Origin of the sequence: Quatrionicoccus australiensis, assembly GCF_020510425.1 — a bacterium.
In the GTDB taxonomy this organism is placed as follows: Bacteria; Pseudomonadota; Gammaproteobacteria; order Burkholderiales; family Rhodocyclaceae; genus Azonexus; species Azonexus australiensis_A.
This window is the reverse complement of record NZ_JAHBAH010000001.1, coordinates 3,873,072-3,899,370: the sequence shown is the minus strand read 5'-3', so window position 1 is coordinate 3,899,370 and position 26,299 is coordinate 3,873,072. Positions and strand designations below refer to the sequence as shown.

At 64.3% G+C, this 26,299-nt stretch carries 25 protein-coding genes; 8 read left to right on the top strand and 17 right to left on the bottom strand.

Going from position 1 to position 26,299, the window contains the following annotated elements; all coding sequences use genetic code 11:
* Positions 1 to 78 precede the first annotated feature (78 nt).
* From KIG99_RS18590 to KIG99_RS18580, 3 genes are read left to right on the top strand one after another with little or no spacing between them, the layout of a single operon-like run.
* Positions 79 to 426, top strand: a complete 348-nt coding sequence (locus tag KIG99_RS18590) for an STAS domain-containing protein (protein ID WP_226461520.1) — start codon at positions 79 to 81, stop codon at positions 424 to 426.
* A complete protein-coding gene (locus KIG99_RS18585) occupies positions 423 to 1,385 on the top strand; it encodes an MBL fold metallo-hydrolase (protein ID WP_226461519.1) in 963 nt (320 codons plus the stop codon). The genes KIG99_RS18590 and KIG99_RS18585 overlap by 4 nt, the downstream gene beginning before the upstream one ends.
* Positions 1,382 to 3,511 (top strand): CHASE2 domain-containing protein, encoded by a 2,130-nt coding sequence (locus KIG99_RS18580; RefSeq protein WP_226461518.1) that lies wholly within the window; start codon positions 1,382 to 1,384, stop codon positions 3,509 to 3,511. Before KIG99_RS18585 ends, KIG99_RS18580 begins: the two co-directional genes overlap by 4 nt.
* On the opposite strand, the gene KIG99_RS18575 is transcribed toward KIG99_RS18580, so the two are convergent.
* A complete protein-coding gene (locus tag KIG99_RS18575) occupies positions 3,498 to 4,088 on the bottom strand; it encodes an OmpA family protein (RefSeq protein ID WP_226461517.1) in 591 nt (196 codons plus the stop codon). The genes KIG99_RS18580 and KIG99_RS18575 overlap by 14 nt on opposite strands.
* Positions 4,078 to 4,536, bottom strand: a complete 459-nt coding sequence (locus tag KIG99_RS18570; protein WP_226461516.1) for a FecR family protein — start codon at positions 4,534 to 4,536, stop codon at positions 4,078 to 4,080. The genes KIG99_RS18575 and KIG99_RS18570 overlap by 11 nt, the downstream gene beginning before the upstream one ends.
* Positions 4,537 to 4,558: 22 nt before the next feature.
* Between KIG99_RS18570 and KIG99_RS18565 the strand changes: the two genes are divergently transcribed.
* Complete coding sequence (locus KIG99_RS18565) at positions 4,559 to 4,954, top strand: ATP-binding protein (RefSeq protein WP_226461515.1); 396 nt, start codon at positions 4,559 to 4,561, stop codon at positions 4,952 to 4,954.
* Here the strand turns inward: KIG99_RS18565 and KIG99_RS18560 are convergent.
* From KIG99_RS18560 to KIG99_RS18540, 5 genes are read right to left on the bottom strand one after another with little or no spacing between them, the layout of a single operon-like run.
* Positions 4,951 to 7,437 (bottom strand): ABC transporter permease, encoded by a 2,487-nt coding sequence (locus tag KIG99_RS18560; RefSeq protein ID WP_226461514.1) that lies wholly within the window; start codon positions 7,435 to 7,437, stop codon positions 4,951 to 4,953. The two genes, KIG99_RS18565 and KIG99_RS18560, sit on opposite strands and share 4 nt — an antisense overlap.
* On the bottom strand, positions 7,434 to 9,521 hold the full coding sequence (locus tag KIG99_RS18555) for a putative bifunctional diguanylate cyclase/phosphodiesterase (RefSeq protein ID WP_226461513.1): 2,088 nt from the start codon (positions 9,519 to 9,521) through the stop codon (positions 7,434 to 7,436). Before KIG99_RS18555 ends, KIG99_RS18560 begins: the two co-directional genes overlap by 4 nt.
* A gap of 28 nt (positions 9,522 to 9,549) precedes the next feature.
* A complete protein-coding gene (radA, locus tag KIG99_RS18550) occupies positions 9,550 to 10,908 on the bottom strand; it encodes a DNA repair protein RadA (protein WP_226461512.1) in 1,359 nt (452 codons plus the stop codon).
* Positions 10,909 to 12,003, bottom strand: coding sequence for an alanine racemase (gene alr, locus KIG99_RS18545; RefSeq protein WP_226461511.1), 1,095 nt, complete (start codon positions 12,001 to 12,003; stop codon positions 10,909 to 10,911). It abuts the gene before it with no gap.
* Positions 12,000 to 12,902: a LysR substrate-binding domain-containing protein gene (locus KIG99_RS18540; protein ID WP_226461510.1), complete on the bottom strand. Its 903-nt coding sequence runs from the start codon at positions 12,900 to 12,902 to the stop codon at positions 12,000 to 12,002. The genes alr and KIG99_RS18540 overlap by 4 nt, the downstream gene beginning before the upstream one ends.
* Before the next feature lie 270 nt (positions 12,903 to 13,172).
* Here KIG99_RS18540 and lplT point away from each other — a divergent pair, with 270 nt between their 5' ends.
* Entirely contained in the window at positions 13,173 to 14,441 is a 1,269-nt protein-coding gene (gene lplT / locus KIG99_RS18535; protein ID WP_226461509.1) for a lysophospholipid transporter LplT, read from the top strand.
* Positions 14,442 to 14,477: 36 nt separating this feature from the next.
* On the opposite strand, the gene KIG99_RS18530 is transcribed toward lplT, so the two are convergent.
* The 4 genes from KIG99_RS18530 to KIG99_RS18515 form a co-directional block, all read right to left on the bottom strand.
* A complete protein-coding gene (locus tag KIG99_RS18530) occupies positions 14,478 to 15,314 on the bottom strand; it encodes a uracil-DNA glycosylase (RefSeq protein ID WP_226461508.1) in 837 nt (278 codons plus the stop codon).
* Complete coding sequence (gene rimI / locus KIG99_RS18525) at positions 15,311 to 15,772, bottom strand: ribosomal protein S18-alanine N-acetyltransferase (protein ID WP_226461507.1); 462 nt, start codon at positions 15,770 to 15,772, stop codon at positions 15,311 to 15,313. The genes KIG99_RS18530 and rimI overlap by 4 nt, the downstream gene beginning before the upstream one ends.
* Positions 15,769 to 16,458, bottom strand: a complete 690-nt coding sequence (gene tsaB / locus KIG99_RS18520; RefSeq protein ID WP_226461506.1) for a tRNA (adenosine(37)-N6)-threonylcarbamoyltransferase complex dimerization subunit type 1 TsaB — start codon at positions 16,456 to 16,458, stop codon at positions 15,769 to 15,771. Before tsaB ends, rimI begins: the two co-directional genes overlap by 4 nt.
* Positions 16,459 to 16,532: 74 nt before the next feature.
* Entirely contained in the window at positions 16,533 to 16,829 is a 297-nt protein-coding gene (locus tag KIG99_RS18515) for a hypothetical protein (protein ID WP_226461505.1), read from the bottom strand.
* Positions 16,830 to 16,989: 160 nt separating this feature from the next.
* Here KIG99_RS18515 and ompR point away from each other — a divergent pair, with 160 nt between their 5' ends.
* Positions 16,990 to 17,721 carry an osmolarity response regulator transcription factor OmpR gene (gene ompR / locus KIG99_RS18510; protein ID WP_226461504.1) on the top strand — a complete coding sequence of 244 codons (732 nt, stop codon included), beginning with the start codon at positions 16,990 to 16,992 and terminating at the stop codon, positions 17,719 to 17,721.
* A complete protein-coding gene (locus KIG99_RS18505; RefSeq protein WP_226461503.1) occupies positions 17,718 to 19,025 on the top strand; it encodes an ATP-binding protein in 1,308 nt (435 codons plus the stop codon). Before ompR ends, KIG99_RS18505 begins: the two co-directional genes overlap by 4 nt.
* Here KIG99_RS18505 and KIG99_RS18500 read toward each other — a convergent pair.
* From KIG99_RS18500 to ispD, 6 genes are all read right to left on the bottom strand, one after another.
* Complete coding sequence (locus tag KIG99_RS18500) at positions 19,015 to 19,857, bottom strand: HDOD domain-containing protein (protein WP_226461502.1); 843 nt, start codon at positions 19,855 to 19,857, stop codon at positions 19,015 to 19,017. The genes KIG99_RS18505 and KIG99_RS18500 overlap by 11 nt on opposite strands.
* Entirely contained in the window at positions 19,854 to 20,174 is a 321-nt protein-coding gene (locus tag KIG99_RS18495) for a hypothetical protein (RefSeq protein WP_226461501.1), read from the bottom strand. Before KIG99_RS18495 ends, KIG99_RS18500 begins: the two co-directional genes overlap by 4 nt.
* Position 20,175: 1 nt before the next feature.
* A complete protein-coding gene (locus tag KIG99_RS18490; RefSeq protein WP_226461500.1) occupies positions 20,176 to 23,109 on the bottom strand; it encodes an EAL domain-containing protein in 2,934 nt (977 codons plus the stop codon).
* A 133-nt stretch (positions 23,110 to 23,242) separates the two neighbouring features.
* Positions 23,243 to 23,839: an RNA 2',3'-cyclic phosphodiesterase gene (gene thpR, locus KIG99_RS18485; RefSeq protein ID WP_226461499.1), complete on the bottom strand. Its 597-nt coding sequence runs from the start codon at positions 23,837 to 23,839 to the stop codon at positions 23,243 to 23,245.
* The gene (gene ispF / locus KIG99_RS18480) at positions 23,829 to 24,311 is read right to left on the bottom strand and encodes a 2-C-methyl-D-erythritol 2,4-cyclodiphosphate synthase (protein ID WP_226461498.1); all 483 of its coding nucleotides are present in this window, start codon (positions 24,309 to 24,311) and stop codon (positions 23,829 to 23,831) included. The genes thpR and ispF overlap by 11 nt, the downstream gene beginning before the upstream one ends.
* Complete coding sequence (gene ispD / locus KIG99_RS18475; protein WP_226461497.1) at positions 24,308 to 24,994, bottom strand: 2-C-methyl-D-erythritol 4-phosphate cytidylyltransferase; 687 nt, start codon at positions 24,992 to 24,994, stop codon at positions 24,308 to 24,310. The genes ispF and ispD overlap by 4 nt, the downstream gene beginning before the upstream one ends.
* A gap of 42 nt (positions 24,995 to 25,036) precedes the next feature.
* Here ispD and KIG99_RS18470 point away from each other — a divergent pair, with 42 nt between their 5' ends.
* Entirely contained in the window at positions 25,037 to 26,293 is a 1,257-nt protein-coding gene (locus tag KIG99_RS18470) for an MgtC/SapB family protein (protein ID WP_226461496.1), read from the top strand.
* Positions 26,294 to 26,299: the final 6 nt, after the last annotated feature.

The window sequence follows — 26,299 nt, the reverse complement described above, 5'->3', positions numbered from 1 at the left end:
GCCGTATTTTACCCGAGCCCACAGCCCGGCCGTGCATGGCATAATCACCGGCTACTGCATAAACCACGTCTGGCAACGATGAAGCTCCTCACTCGCGAACAATCCGGCATCCTCATTGCATCGGCCAGCGGCCGTATCGACCACATCGCCAGCGAGGCGTTCGGCAACGCCCTGGAGGCGCTGATCGCAGACTGCCAGCCCGGCAAACCGCCGCTGCTGCTCGATTTTTCCGGCGTGGAGTACATCAGCAGCGCCGGTCTGCGCGTATTGATGATTGCTTCCCGGCATGCCAAGGCACAACAGGGCGTCTTTGCCATCACCTCGCTGCAGCCGCTGGTTCAGGAAGTCTTCGCGATCAGTCGCTTCAACCTGATCATTCCCTGCTATCTGAACATCGAAGCGGCCTGCAAGGTACTCGGCAAATGAAACGGGTCGTTTTCTGGGGGACCCGTGGCTCATTGCCGGTCGCGCTGCAATCACGCGACATCCGGGAAAAAATCTGTGCCGCCGTGACCGCCGCCGACGGGCGGAAATTCAAGTCGCAGAGCGCCCTGAACGAATTCGTCGCCAGCCTGCCCTTTTCGACGAGCAGCACCTTTGGTGGCAACACTTCCTGTGTCGAAATCGTCACCGATGGCCCGGAACACATCATCTGCGACATGGGCAGCGGCGCCCGCCCTCTGGGCCAGGCCAAGATCGCCAGCTTCGGCGTTCCCAATCCGCAGGTCTATCACATTTTCATCTCGCATCTGCACTGGGACCACCTGATGGGCTTCCCGTACTTTGCGCCGATGTATATCCCCGGCAACCGCATCGTGATCCACGGCTGCCACGCCCAGCTTGAAGAAGCCTTCCGCATGCAGATGCGTTCGCCGTGCTTCCCGGTCGACTATTCGCAAGCCGGTGCCCGCATCGAATTCGACCTGATGACACCGGACAAGGCGCACTACATCGCCGGCCTCAATGTCACCCCCAAGCTGCAACTGCATGCCGGCGACTCTTACGGCTACCGCTTCGAGAGTATCGACCGCACCGTCATCTACACGACCGACTCGGAACATCGCCTCGATGCCGGAGAAGAACGCGACGCCTTCATCCGCTTCTTTGCCAAGGCCGACCTGGTCATTTTCGATGCCATGTATTCACTGGCCGAAGCCATCTCGGTCAAGGCCGACTGGGGCCACTCGAGCAACGTGGTTGGTGTCGAGCTATGCCAGGCAGCCGCGGCCAAACGCCTCGCGCTGTTTCACCACGAACCGGTCCACGACGACAAGCAACTGCTTCGCCTGCTTAACGAAACGCGACGCCTGGAACAAATCACCCGCGGTGATGGCGCAGCACTCGACGTCATTTCCGCCTACGACGGCCTGACCATCGAACTGTGAAACGCCTGAGCAGCTTCGGTCTGATGCTGCTCCGCGCCGGGCGTGGGCTGGCCCTGCCCGGCCTCCTGCTGATCGGTGCCGCCATTACGCTGCATTACAGCGACTCGACGCCACTGAACAGCCTGCGTCAGGCGCAATTCGACCGCTACCAGCGCCAGATGCCACGCCCGCGGGAAAGCGAACCCGTCATCATCGTCGGCATCGACAGCCAAAGCCTTGCCGAATACGGACAATGGCCCTGGTCGCGCGACCTGATTGCCCGCCTCTGCAGCAAAATTCTGGCTGGCCAGCCGCTGGCACTGGGCATCGACATCATCTTTGCCGAACCCGACCGCTACAGCCCGATTGTTCTCGGCGAACAACTCAAGGGACTGCCCAGACAGACACTCGCCGCGCTGCCCGAGCCGGATGCGCATCTCGCGCACGTGCTTGCCGGCGGCCCGACCGTGCTCGCCATTGCCGGCATCGGCAATCCGCTGCCCGGCGCGCGCCAGCCTGCCAAGCCCTTGCCCCTGCTGGCAGGCATGCCGGCCGACTGGCCGGGCATCAGCCGGTTCGCTACCGCCGTCGTCAGTCGTGGCGAACTGGAACAGGCAGCAGCTGGCGAAGGCTTGATCAATGCCAGCCCGGACGGCCTGCACTCCAGCACAGAGCGCGGCGTGCTGCGCCGGGTACCGACCATTGCCCGAATCAATGAACAGACTTTCTTGTCGCTCCCCCTGGAAATGCTGCGCCAGGCGCTGGGCGAAGCCGGCGATGTAGCCCCGGAATTCGGCGGTCATGGCATGGAGGCGCTGCGTATCGGCGACTACCGCCTGCCCACCCAGGCCAATGGCGAACTGCTGGTTCATTATGGTCAGGCCAACTCGAATTACTTCCTGTCCGCCGCCGATGTCCTGTCCGGCGCGCAGCCAGCAGAAATTTTCCAGTCGCGCTTTGTCATCCTCGGCTTGAATAGCCCCGGCTTGCAGGACCGCATCATCACCCCGCTGGGCGAAGTCCTGCCCGGCGTAGACATCCACGCCCAGGTCATTGAAAGCATGCTGAGCGGCGCCGCGCTCAAGCGCCCCTGGTGGATGCCGACACTTGAACTGGGCGCCCTGCTCCTGGGCGGCCTGTTGTTGATTACCGGTGTACCGCGCCTGCAGCCACGTTTTGCCGTGATCAGCTTCGGCAGCCTGGGACTCCTGCTGACTGGCGCCGGCTACCTTGTCTTTTATTCCGGCCAATGGCTGTTCGATGGCCCGTCGCTGGTGCTGCTTCTCAGCCCGGTCTTCATCGTGCTGCTCGGCAATACGCTGATCGAAGCCGATGCCCGCCGCCGCCAGGCCGAGTCCGCTCTCCAGCTCAGCCGCGAGGCCGCCGCCCGCACCGCCGGCCAACTCGATGCCGCCCGCCGTATCCAGATGGGCCTGCTGCCCGACCCGCAACGCCTGTTCGCCGGGGAACAACGTTTTTCCGTTGCCGCCCTGCTCGAACCGGCACTCGCCGTCGGCGGCGACTACTACGACTGTTTCATGCTCGATGCCAACCGCCTCTGCCTGACCGTCGGCGACGTTTCCGGCAAGGGCATTCCGGCCAGCCTGTTCATGGCCATCGCGAAAACGCTGAGTGGCACCTTGACCCGGCGCGAAGCCGATCTCGCCCAGGCTGTCCGCGAAGTCGAACAGGAGTTGAACCGGGAAAACGGCGAGTTTCTTTTCGTCACCGCCTTCATCGGCATTCTCGATGCAACGAGCGGCGAACTGGAGTTCGTCTGCGCCGGCCACGATGCGCCGCTGCTGTTGCGCGATGGAGAAATCGGAAAGATCGATACGGCCAGCCATTCGGGGCCGCCGCTCTGCGCCACCGAAGGCTACGCCTTCGTCAGCGACCGCATCCGCCTGCAGGCAGGCGATCAGCTCTGCCTGTACACCGATGGCGTGACCGAAGCCAGCGATGGCCGTTCGCTGTTCGGCGCCGAGCGCCTGCTGGCAACACTGCAGGCCAATGCCGGGCACAGCCCGGCCGAGATCACCGGCGCACTGCGCGACGCCGTGCGCAGCTTCGAGTCAGGCCACCCGGCGGCGGATGACCTGACCCTGCTTGTGTTGAATTACAACGGTCAACTGCTCAGCGCAGGTTGATTTCAACCCGGCGATTTTTGCCTTCGGCGACTTCATCAGCCGTCGCCACCAGCGGTTCCCGCTCGCCGCGACCAACCGCTTCCAGCTTGCCGGCGGGGATTCCTGCCTCGATCAGCAAGGCGCGCACCGACTCGGCACGCTTGAGCGACAAGGCATCGTTGGACTGGACACTGCCGACCCGGTCGGTATGGCCGATAACCATGATTTCCGGCGCCGACCAGGCGAGAACATCGGCCCGCATCTTGGCAAACTCGGCCTGCGATTCGGGCGTCAGCTGATTGCCGCCCTGGAAATACAGCGTGTAGCTGCGCGGGCGTGCCGGTTGGGCAGCCAGGGCCGCACCGAAGCGTTCTTTCACTTCTTCCGGCGTCGACCGGTAGGCGCTGTTGGTGCCCTGACTGCGCACACTGCCGGCATAAGGCTGATCAAGCACCAGCTCGCCCTTGGCATCGCGCACCACGACAGCGCTGGCACGGCCATCGGCCGAAGGCAGCAGCACCACACGTTCACTGCTGGCACAGCCGGCGAGCATCAGCAATGCCAGCGAAAGCAGCGACAGACGCATTTCATTCTTCATTGTCGCCTCCCACTTCAACAGCGAACTCCGTGCCGCGCACACCGAGCACCGAGGTCGGCGTATGGAAATCGACCGATTCCGGCGTCTGCTTGGCGATCTTGCCGCTGGCCACGGCCAGCGTCCCCTTGCGAATGCCGATCGACATGTTGCCAGCCTGCGAGGTGGTGTCGTAGGCGAACTTGTCGATGACGATCAGGGAGTTCGGTCCGGCCGACAGCAAGGTGGTATCGCGCAGGGTCACGCCAACCGCGCTGTCGCCTGCCGTGCGCAGCTTGTCGGAGACATAGACCGGCGTGCCGACCACGGCGATCAGCTTCTGGCCACCGCGTTCGATACTGACCTGACCGCTGCTGGTCTTGACCATGCCGGCCGGATCGGCGGCCTGTGCGGCGAGGCTGAAAGCCAGCGCAAGCAGCGCCCAGGCAGCCTTGTGATGTGTTTTAATCATGTCTGCTTCCTCCCGATAAATCATGCCTGCCCATTCTACGGATATTTCAGTCAGTGCGCGCTACAGCGAGCTGCCCGGCCTCATGTGCTGGCTTGCCGAGCAGGCCGAGCGCTTCGGCCTGAGCCAGATCGACGGCCAGCGCCTGCAACTGATCGTCGAGGAATTGCTGACCAACACCATCCGCCACGGCCATGGCCGGGAATGCGACGCAGCGGTCGACATCCGTTTCGAGCCAAAAATGCCCCATCCCTTGCTGACCTACAGCGACACGGCCGGCGCTTTCGATCCGACCCGGTTCGCACCAAGTGAATGCACCGCCGATATTGGCGGTCTCGGCATCGAATTGATCCGTGGCATGACCAGCCTCTTTCGCTACCAGCGTCAGAACGGACGCAACATCATCGAACTGATGCTTTAGGCCCCCGCCCGCAAGGCCTGCAGCGGTGGCGTATCGAGCAGGCTGCGGATGGCCAGCCAGCCGATGGCAATCGCCAGCAGCGCACCGCCCAGCAAGGAAGCCAGCGGCAGCCATACGGTCAACGGCAATTCCAGGGCAAAAACCCGCCATGCGATCAGTTGACCGAGCGCCATCGCACCGGCGGCGGCGAGCAGACCGGCCAGACCGCCGATCACCGCCAGTTCGGCCAGCATCGCCTGGCGCAATTGCGGGCGGCGTGCGCCAAGAGCACGCATCACCGCCAGTTCGTAACGCCGCTCGTCGAAGGCACTGAGCAGCGCGGCATAAAGCACGATGGCACCGGCCGCCAGCGTAAACAGGAAGATGAACTGCACGGCCCCGGCGACCTGGCCGACCAGGTCCTGCAACTGGCGCAACACCGCCGCCACGTCGATCACCGTCAGATTGGGAAATTGCGCCACCAGTTGCCGCCCGAAGGCAGTTGCCGTTTCCGGCTGATAAAAACTGGTGATGTAGCTGGCCGGCGCATCCTCGATCACGCCGGGCGGCGTCAGCACAAAGAAATTGACGCGCATCGAATCCCAGTCGAGCTTGCGCAGGCTGCTGACGCGCAGCGACTTTTCCTGTCCGGCGATCATGAACAGCAGTTCGTCGCCGAGCTTGATACCCAGCGTCCTGGCCAGCCCTTCCTCGACCGAAGCCTCGGCCTGCCCGCTCGCCGGCGGCGCAAACCACCGGCCGGCGACAATCTGGTTGGCGGCCGGCATTTCGGCCCGCCAGGAGAGATTGAACTCGCGCTCGATCAGGCGCTGCGCCCGCTCATCCTCAGGAAAACTGGCCGCCGAAACCGGTCGACCGGCAATTTTCTGCAAACGCGCCCGAATCATCGGCGACAACTCGGCCTTGATCCCCGCGGCCGCCAGGCTCGCCGCCATCTGGGCGCGCTGCCCGGGCTGGATATTGATGACGAAGCGGTTCGGCGCATCGAGCGGCGACGCCTTCTGCCAGGCCGCCAGCAACTCGCCGCGGGTCACCGTGAGCAGAAGCATGGCCATCAAGCCGATCGCCAGCGCGACAATCTGCAAGCTGCTCGAGGCCGCATGCCGGGACAGGTTCGCCATGCCCTGGCGCCAGCCGAAAGCGCCGCCCCGGCGCATGCCGCCGATGACCAGCACGGCCAGCCGGGCAAACAGCCAGAAAACGCCCAGCGCGCCGGCAAAGCCGGCTACCGCGATGCCGCCCAACCGTCTATCGTCGGCCACCAGCAACATCAGGCCGGCGAGCAGCAACAGGCCGAGCCCGTAACCGCCGAGCAGCCAGGGCGTCGGCGGCCCCAGTTCGCGGCGCAGCACGCGCAGGGTCGGCACCCGGCTCAGTTGCAGCACCGGCGGCAGGGCAAAACCGAAGAGCAGGACCAGGACGACCGCCGCGCCTTGCAGCAAGGGCCAGGCACCGGGCAAGGGCAAGCGGCTCCCGAGCAAAGCCGCCAGCCATTCACTGAGAACAAAATGACCGAAAAATCCGAGTAGACCGCCCAGCCCGATGGCGAGCAAGGCCAGCCAGGCAAACAGCCAGGCATGCAGACCGATCAGCCGGCGCTGCGTCATGCCGAAACAGCGCAGCACGGCACAGGCATCGAGATGACGCTGCATGTAGCGGCGCGCCGCCAGGGCGACGGCCACCGCCGCCAGGACAACGGTCAACAGGGTCGCCAAACCAAGAAAGCGCTGCGCCCGCTCCAGCGCACTGCGAATTTCCGGGCGGGCATTTTGTGCATCTTCGACACGTTCACCGTGCGCCAGCCTGCCCTCCAGCCAGTTGCGGAAGCCACTCAGCGCGCCTGGCTCACCGGCCAGCAGGCGCCGGTAAGTGACGCGCGAACCGAACTGGACGAGGCCGCTCGCCGGAATATCGGCGACATTCATCATCAGACGCGGAGCCAGGCTGAACAGGTTGAAGCTGCGATCCGGCTCCTGCACCAGGATCGCATCGACCCGCAAGCGACTGTTACCCAGGGTGAGCATGGCACCGGGCGCGACTTGGAGGGCATCGGCCAGACGCTCGTCGAGCCAGACCATGCCCGCCAGCGGCCCGGCATTGACCGCGGCGGCTGGCGCACCGCGCATCCGCGTCACGCCCAGGCTGCCGCGCAAGGGATAGTTGCTGCTGACTGCCTTGATATCGGCCAGCTGAACCTGCCCGGCGGCTTGCACCATACTCGGAAAAGTCAGCGTTTCGGCAACTTGCAGACCACGCCGGCCAGCTTCATCAACAATGCCGGCCGGCCAGGGATGATCGGCAATCAATATCAGATCCCCGCCCAGCAGTTGCTGTGCCTGGCTGTCCAGCGCCAGACGCACCCGGTCGGCAAAAAAGCCGACCGCGCTGACCGCGGCAACGGCAACCACCAGCGCCGCCAGCAGCAGGCGCAATTCACCGGAGCGCAGCTCGCGCCCGAGCAGGCGCCAGGCCAGGCCGATCATGGCCGGGCCTGCCAGGTCGCCTGGAACTCGTCGGCGGCGACCGCCTTGCCGTAAAGAAAGCCCTGGAACTGGTGGCAGCCGTGGCCGCTCAAAAATTCCGCCTGACCGACCGTTTCAACGCCTTCGGCGAGCACCTCGAAACCGAGGCTGCGCGCCAGCGCCATCACCGTTTCGATGATTGCCTCGTCGCCGGAGTTGCTGCCGATGCCGATGATGAAGGAACGATCGATCTTCAATTGATCGACTGGCAAAAGCTTGAGATAACTCAGCGACGAATAACCGGTACCGAAATCGTCGAGGGCCAGCGTCACGCCGAGCGCCCGCACACGCTCAAGCAAGGCGCAGGCATCGGCCATCGCCAGCACCACCGACTCGGTGATCTCGAGTTTCAGGCAGGCCGGCGTGACGCCGGTTTCGGCAATGATCGCCGCCAGATCGCTGACAAAGCCCGGCCGCTCCAGCTGCTTGACCGAAATATTGACCGACACCTGTGGCAAATCGAAGCCAGCGGCCTGCCACTGGACGATCTGGCGACAACTCTCGCGCAACACCCAGCTGCCGAGCGCGATGATCATGCCGGAATCCTCGGCCAGCGGAATGAAGCGCACCGGACTGACGCTGCCCAGACGCGGGCTGTCCCAGCGTGCCAGGGCTTCGGCACCGACCAGCCGGCCATCCGCCGCATCGACCTGGGGCTGGAAATGCAACGAAATCTCGCCATTGTCGAGCGCGCCGCGCAGCAGGTTTTCCAGACGGATACGTTCGCGGGCATCGCGCGTCATTTCCGGCGTGTAGAAATGGAAAAGGCCGCGCCCCTGCCCCTTGGCACGGTACATCGCCGTATCGGCATTGCGCATCAGCTCAAGCACGTTGTCGCCATCGCCGGGATAGAGGCAGATGCCGATCGAGGCCGAAAGAAACAGCTCGTGCTCGCCGAGCAGGAAGACCGCCGCAAAAGCCGCGTTGATTTCCTGCGCCAGCAAGGCCACATCTTCGGCATCGCGCACACCCTCCATCAGGCAGATGAACTCGTCGCCACCCAGGCGGGCCAGCATGTCGATCAGGCGCACATGCTCGGAAAGACGTGACGCCACCGACACCAGCAGTTCATCGCCAACACCGTGGCCCAGCGAATCATTGACCTGCTTGAACTGGTCGAGATCGATGAACAACACCGCCAGGCGCTGTTCGCTGCGCACGGCTTCCTGCATGCTTTCTTCGAGGCGCTCGATGAAACAGCGCCGGTTGGCCAGCCCGGTCAGCGGGTCGTGATAGGCCAGGTAATTCAGCTTGCTTTCAGCCTGACGCCGCACTCCCACCTCTTCTTCCAGCTGGCTGTTGGCCCGCTTGAGTTCGGCGGTACGGGCATCGACCTGGATTTCCAGCGTATCGCGCGCTGCCTTGATGCGCCCCTCCTGCTCCTTGAGAATGCGCTGGGCACGGCGTACGACCAGAAACTGCATCAGGTACAGCGCGGCACAGACCGACAGCACCCCGGCCATCACCCACCACAGGCTGCGCCGCGACTGCGCCATGAACGGGGAGACATCCTGATAGAGCTCGAACACCCCTTCTATCATGTGGCCTTCACCGTAAATCGGGATGTAACTCGACAGCAGATCGACATCGCTGACACTGCCTTCCATCGTATCCGCCGTATTGCGATGGACCAGTTCGCTGAGCACCACGCCATTGATTGCCGAACGAAAACCGGGATTTTCCAGGCGGCTTTCGCCAACCTGCCGGGCGTCCGTGGAAAAGACCGTCAAGCCGAGCCGGTTGTAGATCTTGACCTTGATCACGGCAGTGTTGCGCATCAACGCCTGCGAACTCGCGCGCAGCGTCTCGATCTCTCCGCTACGCAGCATTTCCCCGCCATCTCGCCCGATTGATGCACTGATCAGACGTTCGAGAGGCTGGCGCAAGGCATTCTCGAAGATCTGCGCCATCGCGACATTGCGGCTTTCTGCCAGCTCGCTGATCTGATGCAGAGACAACTCGCGGTAAAGCAGCCCCAGGCCGCCGGCTGCCAGCACGATGAGAACAAAACTGAGCGTCGAGAAGTAGCGCGAAAGATTGAACATGGCTGCCGGTCAGGAGGTAGCGAGCAGCTTAGTCCAGCTCGCGTATCCGCGCCACTGCCTCCTCGACCCGTTTGACGGCAATCACCTCCATGCCGGCTATCGCCTGCTTCGGCCGATTCGCTTCGGGGATCAGGGCACGCGTAAAACCGAGCTTGGCGGCCTCCTTCAGACGCTCCTGACCGCGCGGCGCCGGCCGAATTTCACCGGCCAGACCAACCTCACCAAATACTATAAGTTTCGATGGCAACGGCTTGTTTTTCAATGAAGAAGTAATCGACATCAACACTGCCAAGTCGGCCGCCGGCTCGGTAATCTTGACGCCGCCCACCGCATTGACGAAAACATCCTGGTCGAAACAAACAATGCCGGCATGCCGGTGCAGCACGGCGAGCAGCATCGCCAGACGCTGCGCTTCGAGGCCGACCGTCAGCCGGCGCGGATTACCGTGCGAGGTGTCGACCAGCGCCTGGATCTCGACCAGCAGCGGCCGCGTGCCTTCCTGCGTCACCATTACGCAGGAACCGGCGACATCCTGACCGTGCTGCGACAGGAACAGCGCCGACGGATTGCTGACCCCCTTCAAGCCGGTCTCGGTCATCGCGAAGACGCCGAGTTCGTTGACCGCGCCGAAGCGGTTCTTGACGGCCCGCACCAAGCGGAAGCTGGAATGCGTGTCGCCTTCGAAATAGAGCACGGTATCGACGATGTGTTCGAGGACGCGCGGCCCGGCCAGCGCGCCGTCCTTGGTGACGTGGCCGACCAGGATGATGGTGATGCCGGCCTGCTTGGCGAGCCGCGTCAGTTGCGCCGCGCATTCGCGCACCTGCGCCACCGAGCCCGGCGCACTCGACAACTGATCCGACCACAGGGTCTGGATCGAGTCGATCACCGCGACGCGCGGCTGCTCGGCCTGCAACGTACCGACGATGCGTTCGAGATTGATCTCGGCCATCAACTGCAGTTGCCGGGTATCGAGACCGAGTCGGCGGGCGCGCAGGGCGACCTGCTCGCCGGATTCCTCGCCGCTGATGTAGAGCACCTTCTGGCCCAGCGAGAGCAGCGACAGGGCCTGCAGCAGCAAGGTGCTCTTGCCGATGCCGGGGTCGCCGCCGATCAGCACGACGCCGCCCGGCACCAGGCCGCCGCCGAGGGCGCGGTCGAATTCGCCGATCCCGGTCGGGATGCGCTCGGTTTCACGCGCCTCGATTTCCGACAGGTTCTGCAACTTCGCAGTCGGTGCCAGCGACTCGAAACGATGTCCGCTCGCCTTCTCGGCGACCGACTCGACCAAGGTATTCCACTCGCCGCAGCCCGGACACTGGCCCTGCCACTTCGGACTGCTTGCACCGCATTCGGTACAGCTGTAAATCGATTTGACCTTGGCCACTCAGATATCCCCGATTTCCAGCGGTACACGTGCCGCCAGGGCACAAAACAGTTCGTAGGAAATGGTGCCGGCGGCAGCCGCCACTTCGTCTGCCGTGACCTCACCGGCGATGCCGCGCCCCCACAGCGTGACCGGCGCGCCGATACCGGCTTCCGGAATGTCGGTGATATCGCAGGCCAGCATGTCCATCGACACCCGCCCGACCGTCGTCGTACGCTTGCCCATGACCATGATCGGCGTACCGCTGGTCGCATGTCGCGGATAACCGTCGGCATAGCCGCAGGCGACGACGCCGATGCGCATTGCCCGTGCTGCCGTGAAGGTGCCGCCGTAACCGACGCGCTCGCCGGCCGCAATATCCTGGACGCCGATCAAGGCGCTGCTCAGCGTCATCGCCGGCTGCAATTCAAGTTCGGCGGCAGTGGTTTCGGCGAACGGGCTGCTGCCGTAGAGCATGATACCCGGCCGCACCCAGTCGGCGTGCGTCTGCGGGTGGCGCAGGATGGCCGCCGAATTGGCCAGACAGCGCTTGCCCGACCAGTCGCCGGCCAGTTCGTTGAAGCGGGCGAGTTGCCAGTCGACGCCGCGCTCACCATCGGCTTCGGCAAAATGCGTCATCAACATCACGTCGGCGCGAGTCAGGCTGGCCAGTCTGGCACGCGCCGCCGGCAATGTCCGCGCCGTGAAACCGAGCCGGTTCATGCCGGTATTGAGCTTGAGGCAGATCGACAACGGCGCGTCGGCCGGCGCCGTGGCGAGCAGCAGATCGAGTTGCTCCGGACAATGGATGACCGTGGTCAGGCCGTGTTCAACCACAGCACGCGCATCGCGCGCCGAGAAGATGCCTTCGAGCAGCACGATCGGTTGCGTGATGCCGGCTTCGCGCAGGGCCACCGCGTTTTCCGTCTCGAGCAGGGCAAAGCCGTCGGCTTCGCCGCGCAGCGCCTCGACGGCGCGCCACTGACCATGCCCATAGGCGTTGGCCTTGATCACCGCCCAGGCCTTGGCGCCGGGAGCCCGGCGCTTGGCCTGACGATAATTATGCAGGATGGCGGCCGGGGAGATGCGCGCCCGGATCGGACGGGAGGTTTTCATGAAGCGAGTTCTCGCATCTTGCTCTTGGCAAAGTCGATGAAGGTAGCCGCCAGGCGCGAGCGGAAACGGTCCTGCGGATGCACCAGGTAAAGGCTGCGCTTGAGGGGCGGATTGAGCGGGATCGCGGCCAGCACACCGAGCTGGGTTTCCTTCGCGACGACGGCGCGCGACACGATGGCGAAACCGAGGCCGGTGGAGACGACGCCTTTCAGCGCCTCCGGGCTGCCCAGTTCCATTTGCGTCTTGAGCGCCTCGACCGGCACCGCATGCTGGCGGAAATAGCTGTCGATGACTTCGCGCGTCCCGGAGCCGGGTTCGCGCGAGATGTATTCATAGTCGATGAGGCCCTTGGCTGTCACCGACGCCAGAGTGGCCAGCGGATAGTCCGGCGCGCAGATCACCTGCAACTCGTCGTCGCAGCAGATCTGGCAGGCCAGCCCGGCGAGCTTGGCCGGCGTTTCGATCAGGCCGACGTCGAGCGTGTGTTCGGCGACCCGGCTTTCGATGCTTTCCGAGTTGGCGACGATCAGCCGCGCCCGCACCTGCGGGTAAAGCGCATTGAATTCGCCGAGCACGCGCGGCAGCATGAACTCGGCAATCGTCGTCGAGGCGCCGACCAGCAGCGGGCCGCGCATTTCACCGGTCATTTCCGAAAGCCGGGTTTCCATCTCGTCGGAGAGCGCCAGGATGCGCTCGGCGTAGCCCAGCACCAGTTCGCCGGCCGGAGTCAGCGAGATGCCGCCGTGGCGGCGTTCAAACAGGCGGGTACTGTATTGCTCTTCCAGTTGCTTGATCTGGAAGGTGACGGCGGGCTGCGTCATGAACAGGGCGTCGGCCGCGCGGGTAAAGCTGAGATGCTTGGCTACGGCATGAAACACCTGCAGGCGCCGGTCAGCCATGATTTTTCTCCCTGGAATATACGCGGCCGACATTCAATCACATTCCGGGAGGCGGCCACCGGTCAACCCGAAAAATCAGGCATTTTCCTCCTATTGACGCGCCGCTGTCACGCCGCTTTAACGGCAAAGTCTTAATGTAGTCTTTTCGACACATGGCAACGACCAGGCCCGAACATGCACAACTCCAAGGGCCGCGCAAGCCTTGCGCCTGACGCTGGGCGTGGTATAACCCTCGACCAAAGTTATATAAGAGACAAGAGAAGATACCAAGTGCCGTTTGGCTTCTACATCATCATGGCCGCGCAGTTCTTTTCCGCGCTGGCCGACAACGCCCTGCTCATCGCCTCCATCGCCGCTCTGCGCGAGATGCAGGCGCCTGCGGAATACGAGCCGCTGCTGAAAACCTTTTTCACGGTGTCCTATGTGCTGCTCGCCGCCTTCGTCGGCGCCTTCGCCGATTCGATGCCGAAGTGGCGGGTCATGTTCATCAGCAACACGATCAAGATTTTCGGTTGCAGCCTGATGTTCTTCGGCGCCCATCCGCTGGTCGCCTATGCCGTCGTCGGCCTTGGTGCCGCCGCCTATTCACCGGCCAAGTACGGCATCCTCACTGAATACCTGCCGCACCGCCTGCTCGTCGTCGCCAACGGCTGGATCGAGGGGCTGACGGTCGGCGCCATCATTCTCGGTGTCGTCATCGGCGGCACGCTGATCAAGCCCGACATCGCCGCGAACATGCTCGCCTTCGACTTCCCGCTGATCAACACCGGTGTCGATACGGTCGGTGAAATGGCGCTTTCCGTCGTGGCCGTGCTCTACATCCTGGCCTCGCTGTTCAATCTCTACGTGCCGGACACCGGGGTTGACCACAAGCCGCTCAAGCGCAATCCCTTCTACCTGATCCACGAATTCAACCACTGCCTCGCCCTGCTCTGGCGCGACCGCCTCGGCCAGATCTCGCTGGCCGTCACCACGCTATTCTGGGGCGCCGCCTCGACGCTGCAATTCATCGTCATCAAGTGGTCGGAAGTTGCCCTGCATCTCGACCTGTCAAAATCCTCGATGCTGCAGGGCGTGGTTGCGGTCGGTGTCGCTTCCGGCGCGGTCTTCGCCGCCAAGTTCATCACCTTGCGCAAGTCGGTGCGGGTCATACCGCTCGGCATCGCGATGGGCCTCATCGTGCTGGTCATGAACTTCGTCACCAGCCTGTGGTTTGCCGTGCCGCTGCTGATCCTGATCGGCGGCCTGTCCGGCTTCTTCGTCGTGCCGATGAACGCGCTGCTGCAGCATCGCGGCCACATCCTGATGGGCGCCGGCCATTCGATCGCCGTGCAGAACTTCAACGAAAATCTCTCCATCCTGATCATGACCGGCATCTACTACGTGATGATCAAGGTGGACATGTCGATCTACTGGGTGGTTACGCTGTTCGGCCTGTTCGTCAGCGGCATCATGTACCTGATCCGCCAGCGCCACATCATCAATCAGTCGCAACAGGACGACGTGGCGCACCTGGACGACACGACACACCACTGCTGAGCGTCCGCCGGGCCAGGCCCGGACGGTCGACTGATCTTAAAAGGGCAATTCCGGCGTTGCGCGTTCGCGCAGAGTACGCCTCGCCAGAAGCAGGTCTTCCCAGGCTTTCGACTTGTCCGGCAGATTGCGCAGCAGATAAGCCGGGTGATAAGTCACCACGACCGGGATGCCGGCATATTCGAACGGTTTGCCACGCAGCGAGGCGAGCGACTTGTCGTCATGCAGCACCGCATGCACCGCCGCCTTGCCGAGCAGGACGATGATCTTCGGCTTGAGCAAGGCAATCTGCCGCTCGAGATAAGGCCAACATGCTGCCATCTCGGCCGCTTCCGGCGTCCGGTTGCCGGGCGGCCGGCATTTCACCGCATTGGCGATATAAACCTTGTTGCCGCGACTGATGTCGAGCGCCGCCAGCATGTTGTCGAGCAACTTGCCGGCCTGGCCGACGAAAGGCTCGCCCTGCACATCCTCGTCGGCACCGGGGCCTTCGCCGATGAACAGCCAGTCCGGATTTTGATCGCCGACCCCGAACACCGCCTGGCGGCGCTGTTCGCACAGGCCGCAGGCACGACAGCCGGCCACCTGCGCTTTCAATTCCGGCCAATCCAGTGCGTCGACCGCTATCGCAGAACCAGCCACCATCACCGGCCGCGCGCGCGGCGCTTCCGGTGTCGCCAGCGGCGGCGCCTGGACGGGCGCCCGCACCGGCGGCTCGACATCGATCGCCGGCGCCGCTACGGCCGGCGCTACGGCCGGCGCTACGGCCGGCGCTTCTGGCGCCACGCCGGCAGCCTGCGGTTTGGCCTGGTCACGCAGCACCCAGAGCGGCGCCACGCCCATCTCGACCAGCATCTGTTCGCGGCTCAGGCTCATGCCAGTTCCTTGTCAAAAATCAGCGCATCCTCGCGCCCGATGGCGGCCGGGTAATAAGCCTTGCGCAAACCGATCTGGCGAAAGCCGAAATGGCGATAAAGCTCGACCGCCCGCTCGTTCGACGGGCGCACCTCGAGAAACAACTTGGTCGCGCCACCCAGGCGGGCAGCCTGCATGGCATTGCGCAGCAGGCGGGCACCATAGCCCTGACCATGGTGACGCGCCGCCACACCGATATTGAGCAGGTGCGCCTCGTCGATCACCGACATGACCACCGAAAAACCGATCAGCTCGCCACCCAGCCTGCAAACCCAGACGCTGTAGCCGGCCGTCAGCGAATCGGCGAAATTGCCGCGCGACCACGGAAAGGGCTGCAGCGAGGCTTCCAGCGCGGCCACCTGATCGAGATCGCGCTCGTTCATCGGGAAAAACTCGGCGGCCAGATGGAACTCACTCACGCCCTGCCCCCTTCGCTCAACCGCTCGGCGACCGTCTTGGCGACCTTGTCGCGCACGTAAAGCGGCGCCGCCAGTGCGGCATCGATGCCTTCGCCGCGCAGCAGGCGCGGCACGGCAAGCTGTGCCAGCACCGCCGCCGTGGGCAGGATATCGCTGCGCACGGCCAGCCCGGCCTCGGCCAGACGCTGTGCAAGCAATGGATAAGCGGCCGGCGCATTGCCGCAGGCCAGCCAGCCGGATTCGGCCGGAATTTGCACGTCGACCGGTGCACAAACGCGAATCTCGCCCTGCAAGACATAGCCGTCAGCGGCGCGCCGGTAGGCACCGGCATAGACCTCACCCATGCGCGCATCGAGCAGCGCCAGCACCTGTTCCGCACCGGTCGCAGCCGCCATCGCTTCAAGACTGGTCAGCGGCAGCAGTGGAATATCGCTCGCCACGGCCAGGCCCTGCGCAGCGCCGCAGGCGACGCGCAGGCCGGTAAACGCGCCGGGACCAACGCCGAAGGCTATCGCGTCAAGCTGAGCAACCGCGACCCCCGCCTCGGCAAGCAGGTCGCGCACGAGCGGCAGCAGGGTTTCGGAATGCGAGCGTCCCGGCGGACAAATGCGTTCGCTCAGTTCGCCGTCACGCCAAAGGGCACAGGAACCGAGTTCGGTTGAGGTTTCGAGAGCGAGGATCAGCATGGGGCGACATTTTACCGGAGGCATGCCCGGCTGCGACCAGGGAATGGAAGCTTAATTACCGCCCCGGCAAGGAATCAGTCGCGCCGCCAGCCGCGCTCCGGACGCGCTTCGCGTTCGGAGTTGGCGCCGCGCTGCTCGCGCATTTCCTCGCGCATGCGCCGTCTGTCCTCCGGCGGCACTTCGTTCCAGCGCCGCGGCCCGTCGTCGCGCCGGATCTCGCGCTCCTGCTGCCAGTGCTCGCGCATTTGCTGCCGCATCTGGCGCCGCTCGTCCGGCGGCAAATCCCGCCAGCGCGCCTGCGCCCAGACGCTGCCCGCCGAGCCGGCAAGGCTGAGCAGCAACAACAGGGAGAGCAAAAGACGGCGTTTCATGATGGCGGGAGCAACTTGGAGATTTCGACATGATCATTGTCCATCCGCCCCCGCAGGGCAAGCCCGCCCAGTTGTAAAAATATGTTTCCCGCAGGACGGCCGCAATTCCTTGTTACCATTGATTGCGCTTCATTCACCGTCAGCAATTATCCTTGCCCACATGAGCGAACAACAACACACCCATATCCTCGTCGTCGATGACGACGCCCGCCTGCGCGACCTGCTGACCCGTTACCTCGGCGAACAGGGCTTCGAGGTCAAGGCCGCCGGCGATGGCCAGCAGATGGACAAGCTGCGCAGCCGCGAACATTTCAACCTGATCGTGCTCGACCTGATGCTGCCCGGCGAAGACGGCCTGACCATCTGCCGCCGCCTACGCGGCAGCGGCGACCTGACGCCGATCATCATGCTCACCGCCAAGGGCGACGAGGTGGACCGCATCGTCGGCCTCGAAATGGGCGCCGACGATTACCTGCCCAAGCCCTTCAATCCGCGCGAACTGCTCGCCCGCATCCATGCTGTGCTGCGCCGCCAGGGCAATCGCCCGCCCGGCGCACCGGGCGAGGAAGCCGAGATGATCCAGTTCGGCAACATCGAAGTCGATCTCGCCGCGCGCACCCTCAAACGCGGCGACGAACTGCTGCCGCTGACCACCGGCGAGTTCGCCGTGCTCAAGGTGCTGCTGCACCACCCGCGCCAGCCGCTATCGCGCGACAAGCTGATGTCGCTGGCGCGTGGCCGCGAACAGGGACCGTTCGATCGCGCCATCGACGTCCAGGTATCGCGCCTGCGCAAGCTGATCGAAGCCGATCCGGCGCAACCGCGCTACCTGCAGACGGTCTGGGGCTTCGGCTACGTCTTCGTCCCGGACGGCACCGCCCGCGACGCATGATCCCCCGTTCGCTGCTGGCGCGCACCTTCCTGCTGCTCGCCCTGCTCGTGCTGCTGACCACCGCGGCCTGGCTCAGTCTCTTCCGCTTTATCGATGCCGAGCCGCGCGCCCGCGAAAGTGCGCAACTGGCCGCCTCGGCGGTCAACCTGATTCGCGCCTCGCTTTTCGCTGCGGCGCCGGAAAAGCGCCTCGGCCTGTTTGCCGAATTCGCTTCACGCGAAGGCATCCGGCTCCTGCCGGCCGAGCCGGAAGACCGCGTTGAAGCCATGCCCGACAGTCGCTTTCACCGACTGCTCGAACGCGAACTGAGCAGCCGCCTCGGCGAACACACCCGCGTTGCCGCCAGTGTCGATGGCGAGCCCGGCTTCTGGATCAGCTTCCGGCTCGACGAAAATGACGATGACGAAGAGTACTGGCTGGTCCTGCCGCGCGAACGGGCTGCCCGCAACTTCACCATGCACTGGCTGAGCTGGGGCCTGCTTGCCATTGCGCTGGCACTCGCCGTCGCCTGGCTGATCGCTTCGCGCATCAGCCGGCCGCTGAAAGCCATGGCGCGCTCGGTCGAAGCCGTCGGTCGCGGCCAGACACCCGCACCGCTGCCGGAAGACGGCGCCGAAGAACTGCGTCGCCTGGCCGGTGCCTTCAACACCATGGCGAGCGATCTGGAACGCCATGAAAAGGACCGTTCGGAAGTCCTCGCCGGCATTTCACATGACCTGCGCACGCCGCTGACCCGCCTGCGCCTCGAAGCCGAACTCAGCGTTGCCGACGAAGGCGCCCGTCAGGCCGTGGTCGCCGACATCGAGCAGATGGAAGCGGTGATCTCGCAATTCATGGACTACGCGCGCACCGAGAGTGGCGAAGATCGCGCGCCGGTCGATCTGGCAGCACTCCTGGACGGCATTGTCGAACACCAGGCTTATGTCGGACGCGCCTTGCCGGCCGAGATCGGCGCCCTACCCGAAATCAGCCTGCGCCCGAAAGCCATCCGGCGCGCCCTGACCAACCTGATCGACAATGCCTGGAAATACGGCGGCAGCGATGTCCGCCTCAAGGCGGCAGCGGTCGACGGTGAAATCCGCATCGAAATCAGCGATCGCGGCCCGGGCATTCCGGCCGCCGAAACCGAGCGCCTGAAGCGCCCCTTCGCCCGCCTCGAAACCGCCCGCAGCAACGCCGGCGGCACCGGCCTCGGACTGGCCATCGTCGAACGCATCGCCCGCCTGCACGACGGTCGCCTCGATCTGCTGGCGAACCCGGGGGGCGGCCTGATTGCCTGCCTGAGTCTGCCAATCAGGCGTTAAGCGCCTGGCAGGTTTCGTCCAGTTCGGCTTCGATACCGCCCAGCACGGCGACAATCTTGTCGCCGTCCAGCCCCAGCCGCAGCCACGCCGTACGCTCCAGCGGCATGACCATTTCATCGGCCGAATGCGCCAGGCCCAAGCCATGCGCCAGGGTATCGGCAACGTGGATCAGATCGGCCAGCGAGCCCCCCTCGGCAGCCGCCGGCTGATGATGTTCGGCAACGGCCGCATGCAGCGCCTGCGGGAAACGCCAGGCATCGGATAGCATGCCGCCGACCTCGGCATGATCAAGCCCGAGCACATCGCGTTCGGCAACAACCAGGAAGCAGTCGTGCTGATGGCGATAGGCCAGCACCTCGGCGTACTGCACGGGAAAATTGGCCGCCAGCACGAGTTGACCGATGTCGTGCAGGATGCCGCCGGTAAAGGCCAGTTCCGGATTCTGTCCGACACCGCCGGCCAGCCCGCGGGCCAGCAGCCCCACCGCAGCACAATGCCGGAGATAGGCGCGGGCATCGAAGCCCGGACAATGATCGATGCGGAAGGCGCCGCTCATGCCCACCGCCAGCACCATGCTGCGCACGGCCCGAAAACCGAGCACGACGACCGCTTCGTTGATCGTGCCGACCCGGCTCTGCAAGCCGTAGAACGACGAATTGGCAACGCGCAGCACACGCGCCGTCAGGCCCTGGTCATGCGCGATCTGGTGCGCAATGCGGGTCACGTCGATATCTTCGTTGTCAAACGAGGCGAGCAACTCAGTCACTGCCGAGGGCAACGAAGGCAATTGCTTGAGACGGGCAGCCACCTGCTCGCGGGTCAGTTTGCTCATGAGCCACTCTCCATGCGGTAAGCGAGTATTGCCTGGTAAAGCAGGCGCGTTTCCGCCCCGTCGCCGGCCTTGCGGAACAACTGGTCGAGTTGCCGGACCTGGCCGGCCCGCCTTGCCTCGACGGCCGCCGCATCCTCGACAACCTCGCGCACGACGCGGATCTCGGCAACTTCGCGCCGCGCCAGGCCATGCAGCATGCTTTCGCTGATCTCGGCAGCCGCCGGCACCAGCACGTGCCCACCGGCATCGATGACCGCTTCGGCCACCTGCATGCCCACCGTCACCTCGCCAAGCGGCAGCGAAACGATCTCTTTCATGTTATTTCTCCTCCAGCAGCAGGAAACGTCCGCTCACCGAGGCGGCAGGCCGGAACTGGCGCCAGCGACAGATGAACCGCCGGCCGGCGATCTCGATATCGGCTTCGTCGCCGTACAGCGGCATCTCCGGTAAAACATCGGCCAGGCTTGCCCCCAACAGCAGGCTGCGTCCCGGAAAGACGGCATGCGCCGCCTCGTTAACCAGGGCCAGCATGCCGTCGTTGTCGATGCCGATCACCGGCCACGGCAAATGCGCGAGCAGTTCCTGCAGAATCAGGTAACCCTGACCACCGGTTTCCCGCAGGGCCTCGTTTTCCCGCAACAGATGTCGGCGCTCCTCTTCGATGCGCAGCAACTCACGCCCGCCCGCCTCAACCTCACGCGACAGACGAGCGTAATCATCGATCACACGTCGCCGCTCAAGTGCTTCCTCGACCGTCTGGTGCAAAACGCCGGTCGCCAGCGGCAAAGGGATGACCCGATGCAGCAGGCCGGCAGCCCCCAACTCGGCGACCTGGTGCCGGCTTTTTGCCCGTTCATCACTGAGCAGGATGCGCTCGCATTGCGGCTGCACCTGCGCTACCTGGCGGATCACTGCCGCTGCATCAAAACTGCCGTTCGACGGGCCGCAGACCAGCACATCGACCCCGTTTCCAGCCAGCCAGGCAGTTGCGCTGGCGCAATCGGCCGCAACGCAGACCCGGTGACCATCCCGCTCGAGCATGGAAATGGCCTCTTCAGCCGCGTCGACCGCTACCAGCAAGGCCATCGGCTGGCGCGTGCCGGAGCGTAGCAGATTGGCCGGCAAACGCTTGTCGGCGCCGAGCAGTTCACCCATCGCCGACTGGCCGAGCGGGCGCGAGAAGTAATAGCCCTGAATGATGTCGCACTGGTGCGAGATGAGCAGCGCCAGCTGCTCGACCGTTTCGACGCCTTCAGCGACCACCTTGAGCTTGAGATGGTGCGCCATGGTGATCACGGCACGGGTGATCGAAGCATCGTCGGCATCGGCCGCAATATCCTGGACGAAGGAACGATCGACCTTGAGCGCATCGAGCGGAAAACGCTTGAGGTAGGCCAGGCTCGAATAGCCGGTACCGAAATCATCAAGCGACAGGGTCACCCCCATTTCCTTGAGCTCCCGCAGCATGTGCACGGCCGCATCCGGGTTCTGCATCAGCATGCTCTCGGTAATTTCGAGATCGAGGCAGACCGGCGCCAGGCCGCTCAGCTTGAGCGTGTCGGCAATATCGTCGAGCAGGGTTTCGGACTGCAACTGGCGCGCCGACAGATTGACCGACACACTCGGTATGTCCAGTCCGTTCTGCTGCCAGATCACCGCCTGGCGGCAGGCCTCCTGCAAGACCCAGCGCCCGACCTGGATGATCAGCCCGGTTTCCTCGAGCAGCGGAATGAACTGGTCGGGCGGCACCACGCCACGCCGCGGATGATTCCAGCGCAGCAGCGCCTCGGCGCCGGTCACCCGGCCGTTTTCGCAACTCACCTTGGCCTGGTAATAAAGCATGAACTCGCCATGCACGATGGCGTTGCGCAGGTCGGTCTCGAGGAAGAGGCGGTCACGCACGTCGTCGTGCATCAGGGCCGAATAGAACTGGTAATTGTTGCGCCCGTTCATCTTGGCATGGCGCACGGCAATTTCGGCATTGGAGACCAGTTCGTGCGCGTCGTTGCCGTCCTGCGGATGGAAGACCAGCCCCAGACTGGCCGTGACGAAGATATCCTGGCCCTCGACCCGCACCGGCTGGAGCAAGGCATCGATCACCCGCCGTGCCACGATGGCCGCCTGCGAAGTGTCCTCGACGTCGGGCAACAACACCGCAAAGACATCGCCACCCAGGCGACCGAGAATGTCCGACTCGCGCAACAGGCCGGACAGTCGTCCCGCAACCTGGCGCAGCAGCTCGTCGCCCGACATGTAGCCGAGAGTCTGGTTGACCTCCCGAAAATGATCGATATCGACCACCATGACGCCGACCGGCAAATTCTTGCGCTTGGCCAGCGCAATCAGGCGCCGCGCCTGGTCGTAGAACATCAACTGGTTGGGCAATGCGGTCAACGCATCAAAATGGGCAAAAAAGGGCGACTGCCCCTGCTCCGTCACCAGGCTGGTGATATCGCTGGCCACGCCGCCGACACTGACGATCAGACCATTCTCGTTATGCACCGGGAACGTGCGCGCATGCAGCCAGCGGATGCTGCCGCCCGGACGCCGGATGCGGAATTTCGCATCGAGCCCGCCCAGGCGATGCTGCTGCGCCGTGCGCAGCAGGCTGGCTCTATCCTCTTCGTGCACATGCTTCAGCCAGTCGCGACGATCGGCATAAAGCGCTTCGACATAGCGCCCCCAGATCTGTTCGTAACCCTTGCTGACGTAGGTGACACGCTGGGTTTCGGCCTCAACCAGCCAGTAGCACTCGGGGGTATTGCTGGCCAGTTGCAGAAAGCGCGCCTCGCCTTCATCAATACCCGAAACTCTCGGTGGCAGGCCTGGTGCAGCCTGCTGTTCGCGCAACAGGCGCAGGCGGGAGCACTCGCGCTCGACGATGGCGAGCAGGCGCGACGGATTGCTCTTGAAAACCAGATCGCTGGCGCCGTTCTCCAGCAATTCGACCGGCACATTGCGGCAGCCGGGAGCGATGCTCAGCACGATGGGCAAATCGGGCGCCAGCGGACGGATCAGATCGATCGCCTCGGCTGCGCTCAAGTCCGGCACGGCACAATCGAGCAGCACGATGTCCCAGTCCTCGACCCGCAAGGCTTCGGCGATTTCTTCGGAATCACACATCCGGCGGGCGTAGACATCGTAGCCGCCACCACGCAGGGCATCGAGCAGATGCTGGCCGTCCTGCTCCCGGGCATCGACAATCAATATCCGCAACAGGTTCGACGAATCGGGCTGCGCCAGCTCCTCCACCTGCTACCTCCTCGTATCCACATCCTGTCATGGGAACCCGGAACGCCATTTACGCCCGGGTCATTGCCCCACATCCTACATCACACGCCACACCGCCGTCAGCAGATGCAAAATGCATTTGCCGATACGCTGATCAAGCCGGTGCAAAATTCGCGGATGGCGACAGCAAGGGGAACTCCGCCAGAATCCGATAATTGGCACCGACGGGCGCAGTTTGCGAACAGGCCAGCACAAAACCCTCGCATGCCCAGTCGATCACCGGCAGGGCTGGCAACACTGGCGACTCGTCGGCAGGCATGCGGCGCAGCAAGCTCACATGCGGCACGAATTCGGGATGACTGGCATCAAAGGCAAAGCCATGCTCGACCAATGCCTGGCGCAAACCGAGCACCAATTCATCAAGCGCCGGCACCCGCTGGCTGCAACCGGCCCAGGCCAGACGCTTGTGCGGCCAGTACGCAAGGCGATCCAGTTGCAGGCGAAAGGCCCGGCCGCCGACGCCGGCCGCCGCCCGGCACAATTCCGGCAGGCGCTGCTCGGTAACATCGCCGAGAAAAACCAGCGTCAGATGGATGGTTTCCTGCCGGGTGGCCCGGCCGCCGAACTGCCCGGCACAATCGGCCGCGACACCAGCCAGGCTGGTGGCAACGCTGGCTGGCGGCCACAGGGCGAAGAAAACGCGGCGCGTTGCGCCCGCTTCGGAGGCTGACGCCCCGGACTCAGCCGGCACGTTCGACCAGCACCACGGCCTGTGCCTCGATCGCCTCTTCACGGCCGAGATAGCCGAGTTTCTCGTTGGTCTTGCCCTTGATATTGACGCAATCGACGGCAATACCGAGATCGGCCGCGACATTGGCGACCATCGCCGCGGCGTGCGGCGCGAGTTTGGGTTGCTGCGCAATCAGCGTCGCATCGACATTGACCGGCCGCCAGCCGCGCTCGGCGAGCAAGGCCACCGCGCCGCGCAGCAGGACACGACTGTCGGCACCCTTGTAGCGCGGATCGGTATCGGGAAAGTGGCGCCCGATGTCGCCGAGCGCCACGGCGCCGAGCAGCGCATCGGTGATCGCGTGCAACAGCGCATCGGCGTCGGAATGCCCGAGCAGGCCGGTAGCATGCGGAATCTCGACGCCGCCGAGAATCAGCTTACGGCCTTCGACCAGTCGATGAACGTCGTAACCCTGCCCGACCCGGATATTCATTTGCGTCCCCTCAGGATCATCGCCGCCAGCGCCAGGTCGGCCGGAAATGTGACTTTCAGATTGGTCGAATCGCCCTTGACCAGCTTCGGCTTGAGGCCCATTGCCTCGATCGCTCCCGCTTCGTCGGTCACGGCGCGGCAATTTTCGAGTGCTTCGGCGAGTCGACCGTAACGGAACATCTGCGGCGTCTGCGCCTGCCACAGGCCGTCGCGCGGCTCGGTGGCGGCGACGCGCTGTTCGGCATCGGCGCGTTTCAGGGTATCGGCAACCGGCACGGCAAGAATGCCGCCAACCGGATCGTCGGCCAGCTCGCGCAACAGCGCGGCGAGCATGTCGGCGCTCAGGCAGGGCCGCGCTGCATCATGTACCAGCACCCAGTCGTCCTCGGCCGCCACCATCGCTGCGGCGCGCAGGCCGTTGCCGACGCTGTCGGCACGGGTCGCCCCGCCGCAGCGCACGGTTTCAAGCTTGGCACCAAGATCGGACCAGTCGTGCCGGCTCCATTCCGCGTCGTTCGGCGAAAGCACGACCCAGACGCGCTCGATTTCCGGGCAGGCGACCAGCGCCGCCAGCGTATGATGAATCAGCGGCCGGCCGAGCAGGCTCAGGTACTGTTTGGGTTTCTCGGCGCCGAAGCGGGAACCGCTGCCAGCAGCGGGAACGATTGCGAAATAACGTGGCATGGCTTAATTTTACTGAATAACGATCATAAGAAGAGAATCCTCATGAGCTTTGTCGTTCCCGAACTTGCCGCACCGGTCGAAGCTTTTGCGACGGCACTCGGCATCGGCCTGCTGGTCGGCCTCGAACGCGAACGCCGCCCGGATTCGGCGGCCGGCCTGCGCACCTTCGCGCTGGTCGCCATGCTCGGCTGCCTGTTCGCGCTGCTCGGCGAGAAGAGCGGCGGGCCGTGGCTGCTGGTGGCCGGCCTGCTGGTCATTTCCGGCTCGATGATCGCGTCCAATTTCTCGGCGCAGCAGGAAGAGCAATACCGCGGCTTCACCTCGGAGGCGGCGATCATCGTCACCTACGGTCTGGGCGCCGCGGTCTGGTTCGGCTACGCGACGCTGGCCGTGATGCTCGCCATCACCACCACCGTACTGCTCTACTTCAAGGCGGAGCTGCGCCAGTTCAGCGAACGCACGACGCCGAAGGACATCAATTCGATCCTGCAGTTTGCCGTGCTGTCGCTGGTCATCCTGCCCATCCTGCCGAGTGCCGACTTCGGCCCCTACAACGCGATCAATCCGCGCCAGGTATGGTGGATGGTGGTGCTGATTTCCGGCCTGGCGCTGTCCGGCTACCTCGCGCTGCGTATCATCGGTGCCCGGCACGGCGCGGCCCTGCTCGGCATTTTCGGCGGCCTAGCCTCGTCGACCGCCACGACCATGATGTTTTCACGCCACGCCCGCGACCACGTGCATCTGGTGCGCATGTCGGCAATCGTCATCCTGATCGCCAACGTCATGGTGATGATCCGCCTCGGCCTGGTTTCCGGCGTCGTCGCCCCCAACCTGGTAATGCCGATCGCCACAGTGTTTGCCTGCGGCATCGTGCCCGGCGTCGTCATGGCGCTGTATGGCTGGAAAATCCTCAACGCCGCCGGCGACCTGCCGATGCCCGAAGTCAAGAACCCGACCGAGCTGCGCACCGCGATCTCCTTCGGCCTGCTCTACGCCGTCGTGCTGCTCGCCTCGGCCTGGCTGCAGGACATCGCCGGCAACAGCGGCCTCTACATCGTGGCGCTGGCTTCCGGCCTGACCGATGCCGACGCCAGCGTGCTGTCTACGCTGCGCATGTTCAACCTGGAAAAAATTTCCAGCGGCGAAGCGGTGATCGCCGTGACGCTCGCCCTGATGGCCAACCTGATTTTCAAGATCGGCCTGGTGATCAGCATCGGCGGCGCCAAACTCGCCCGTTATGCCCTGCCCGGCCTGGTCGCGATCGGTTGCGGCATGGCCGGCGGTTTGTTGCTGATCTGAGAGGTC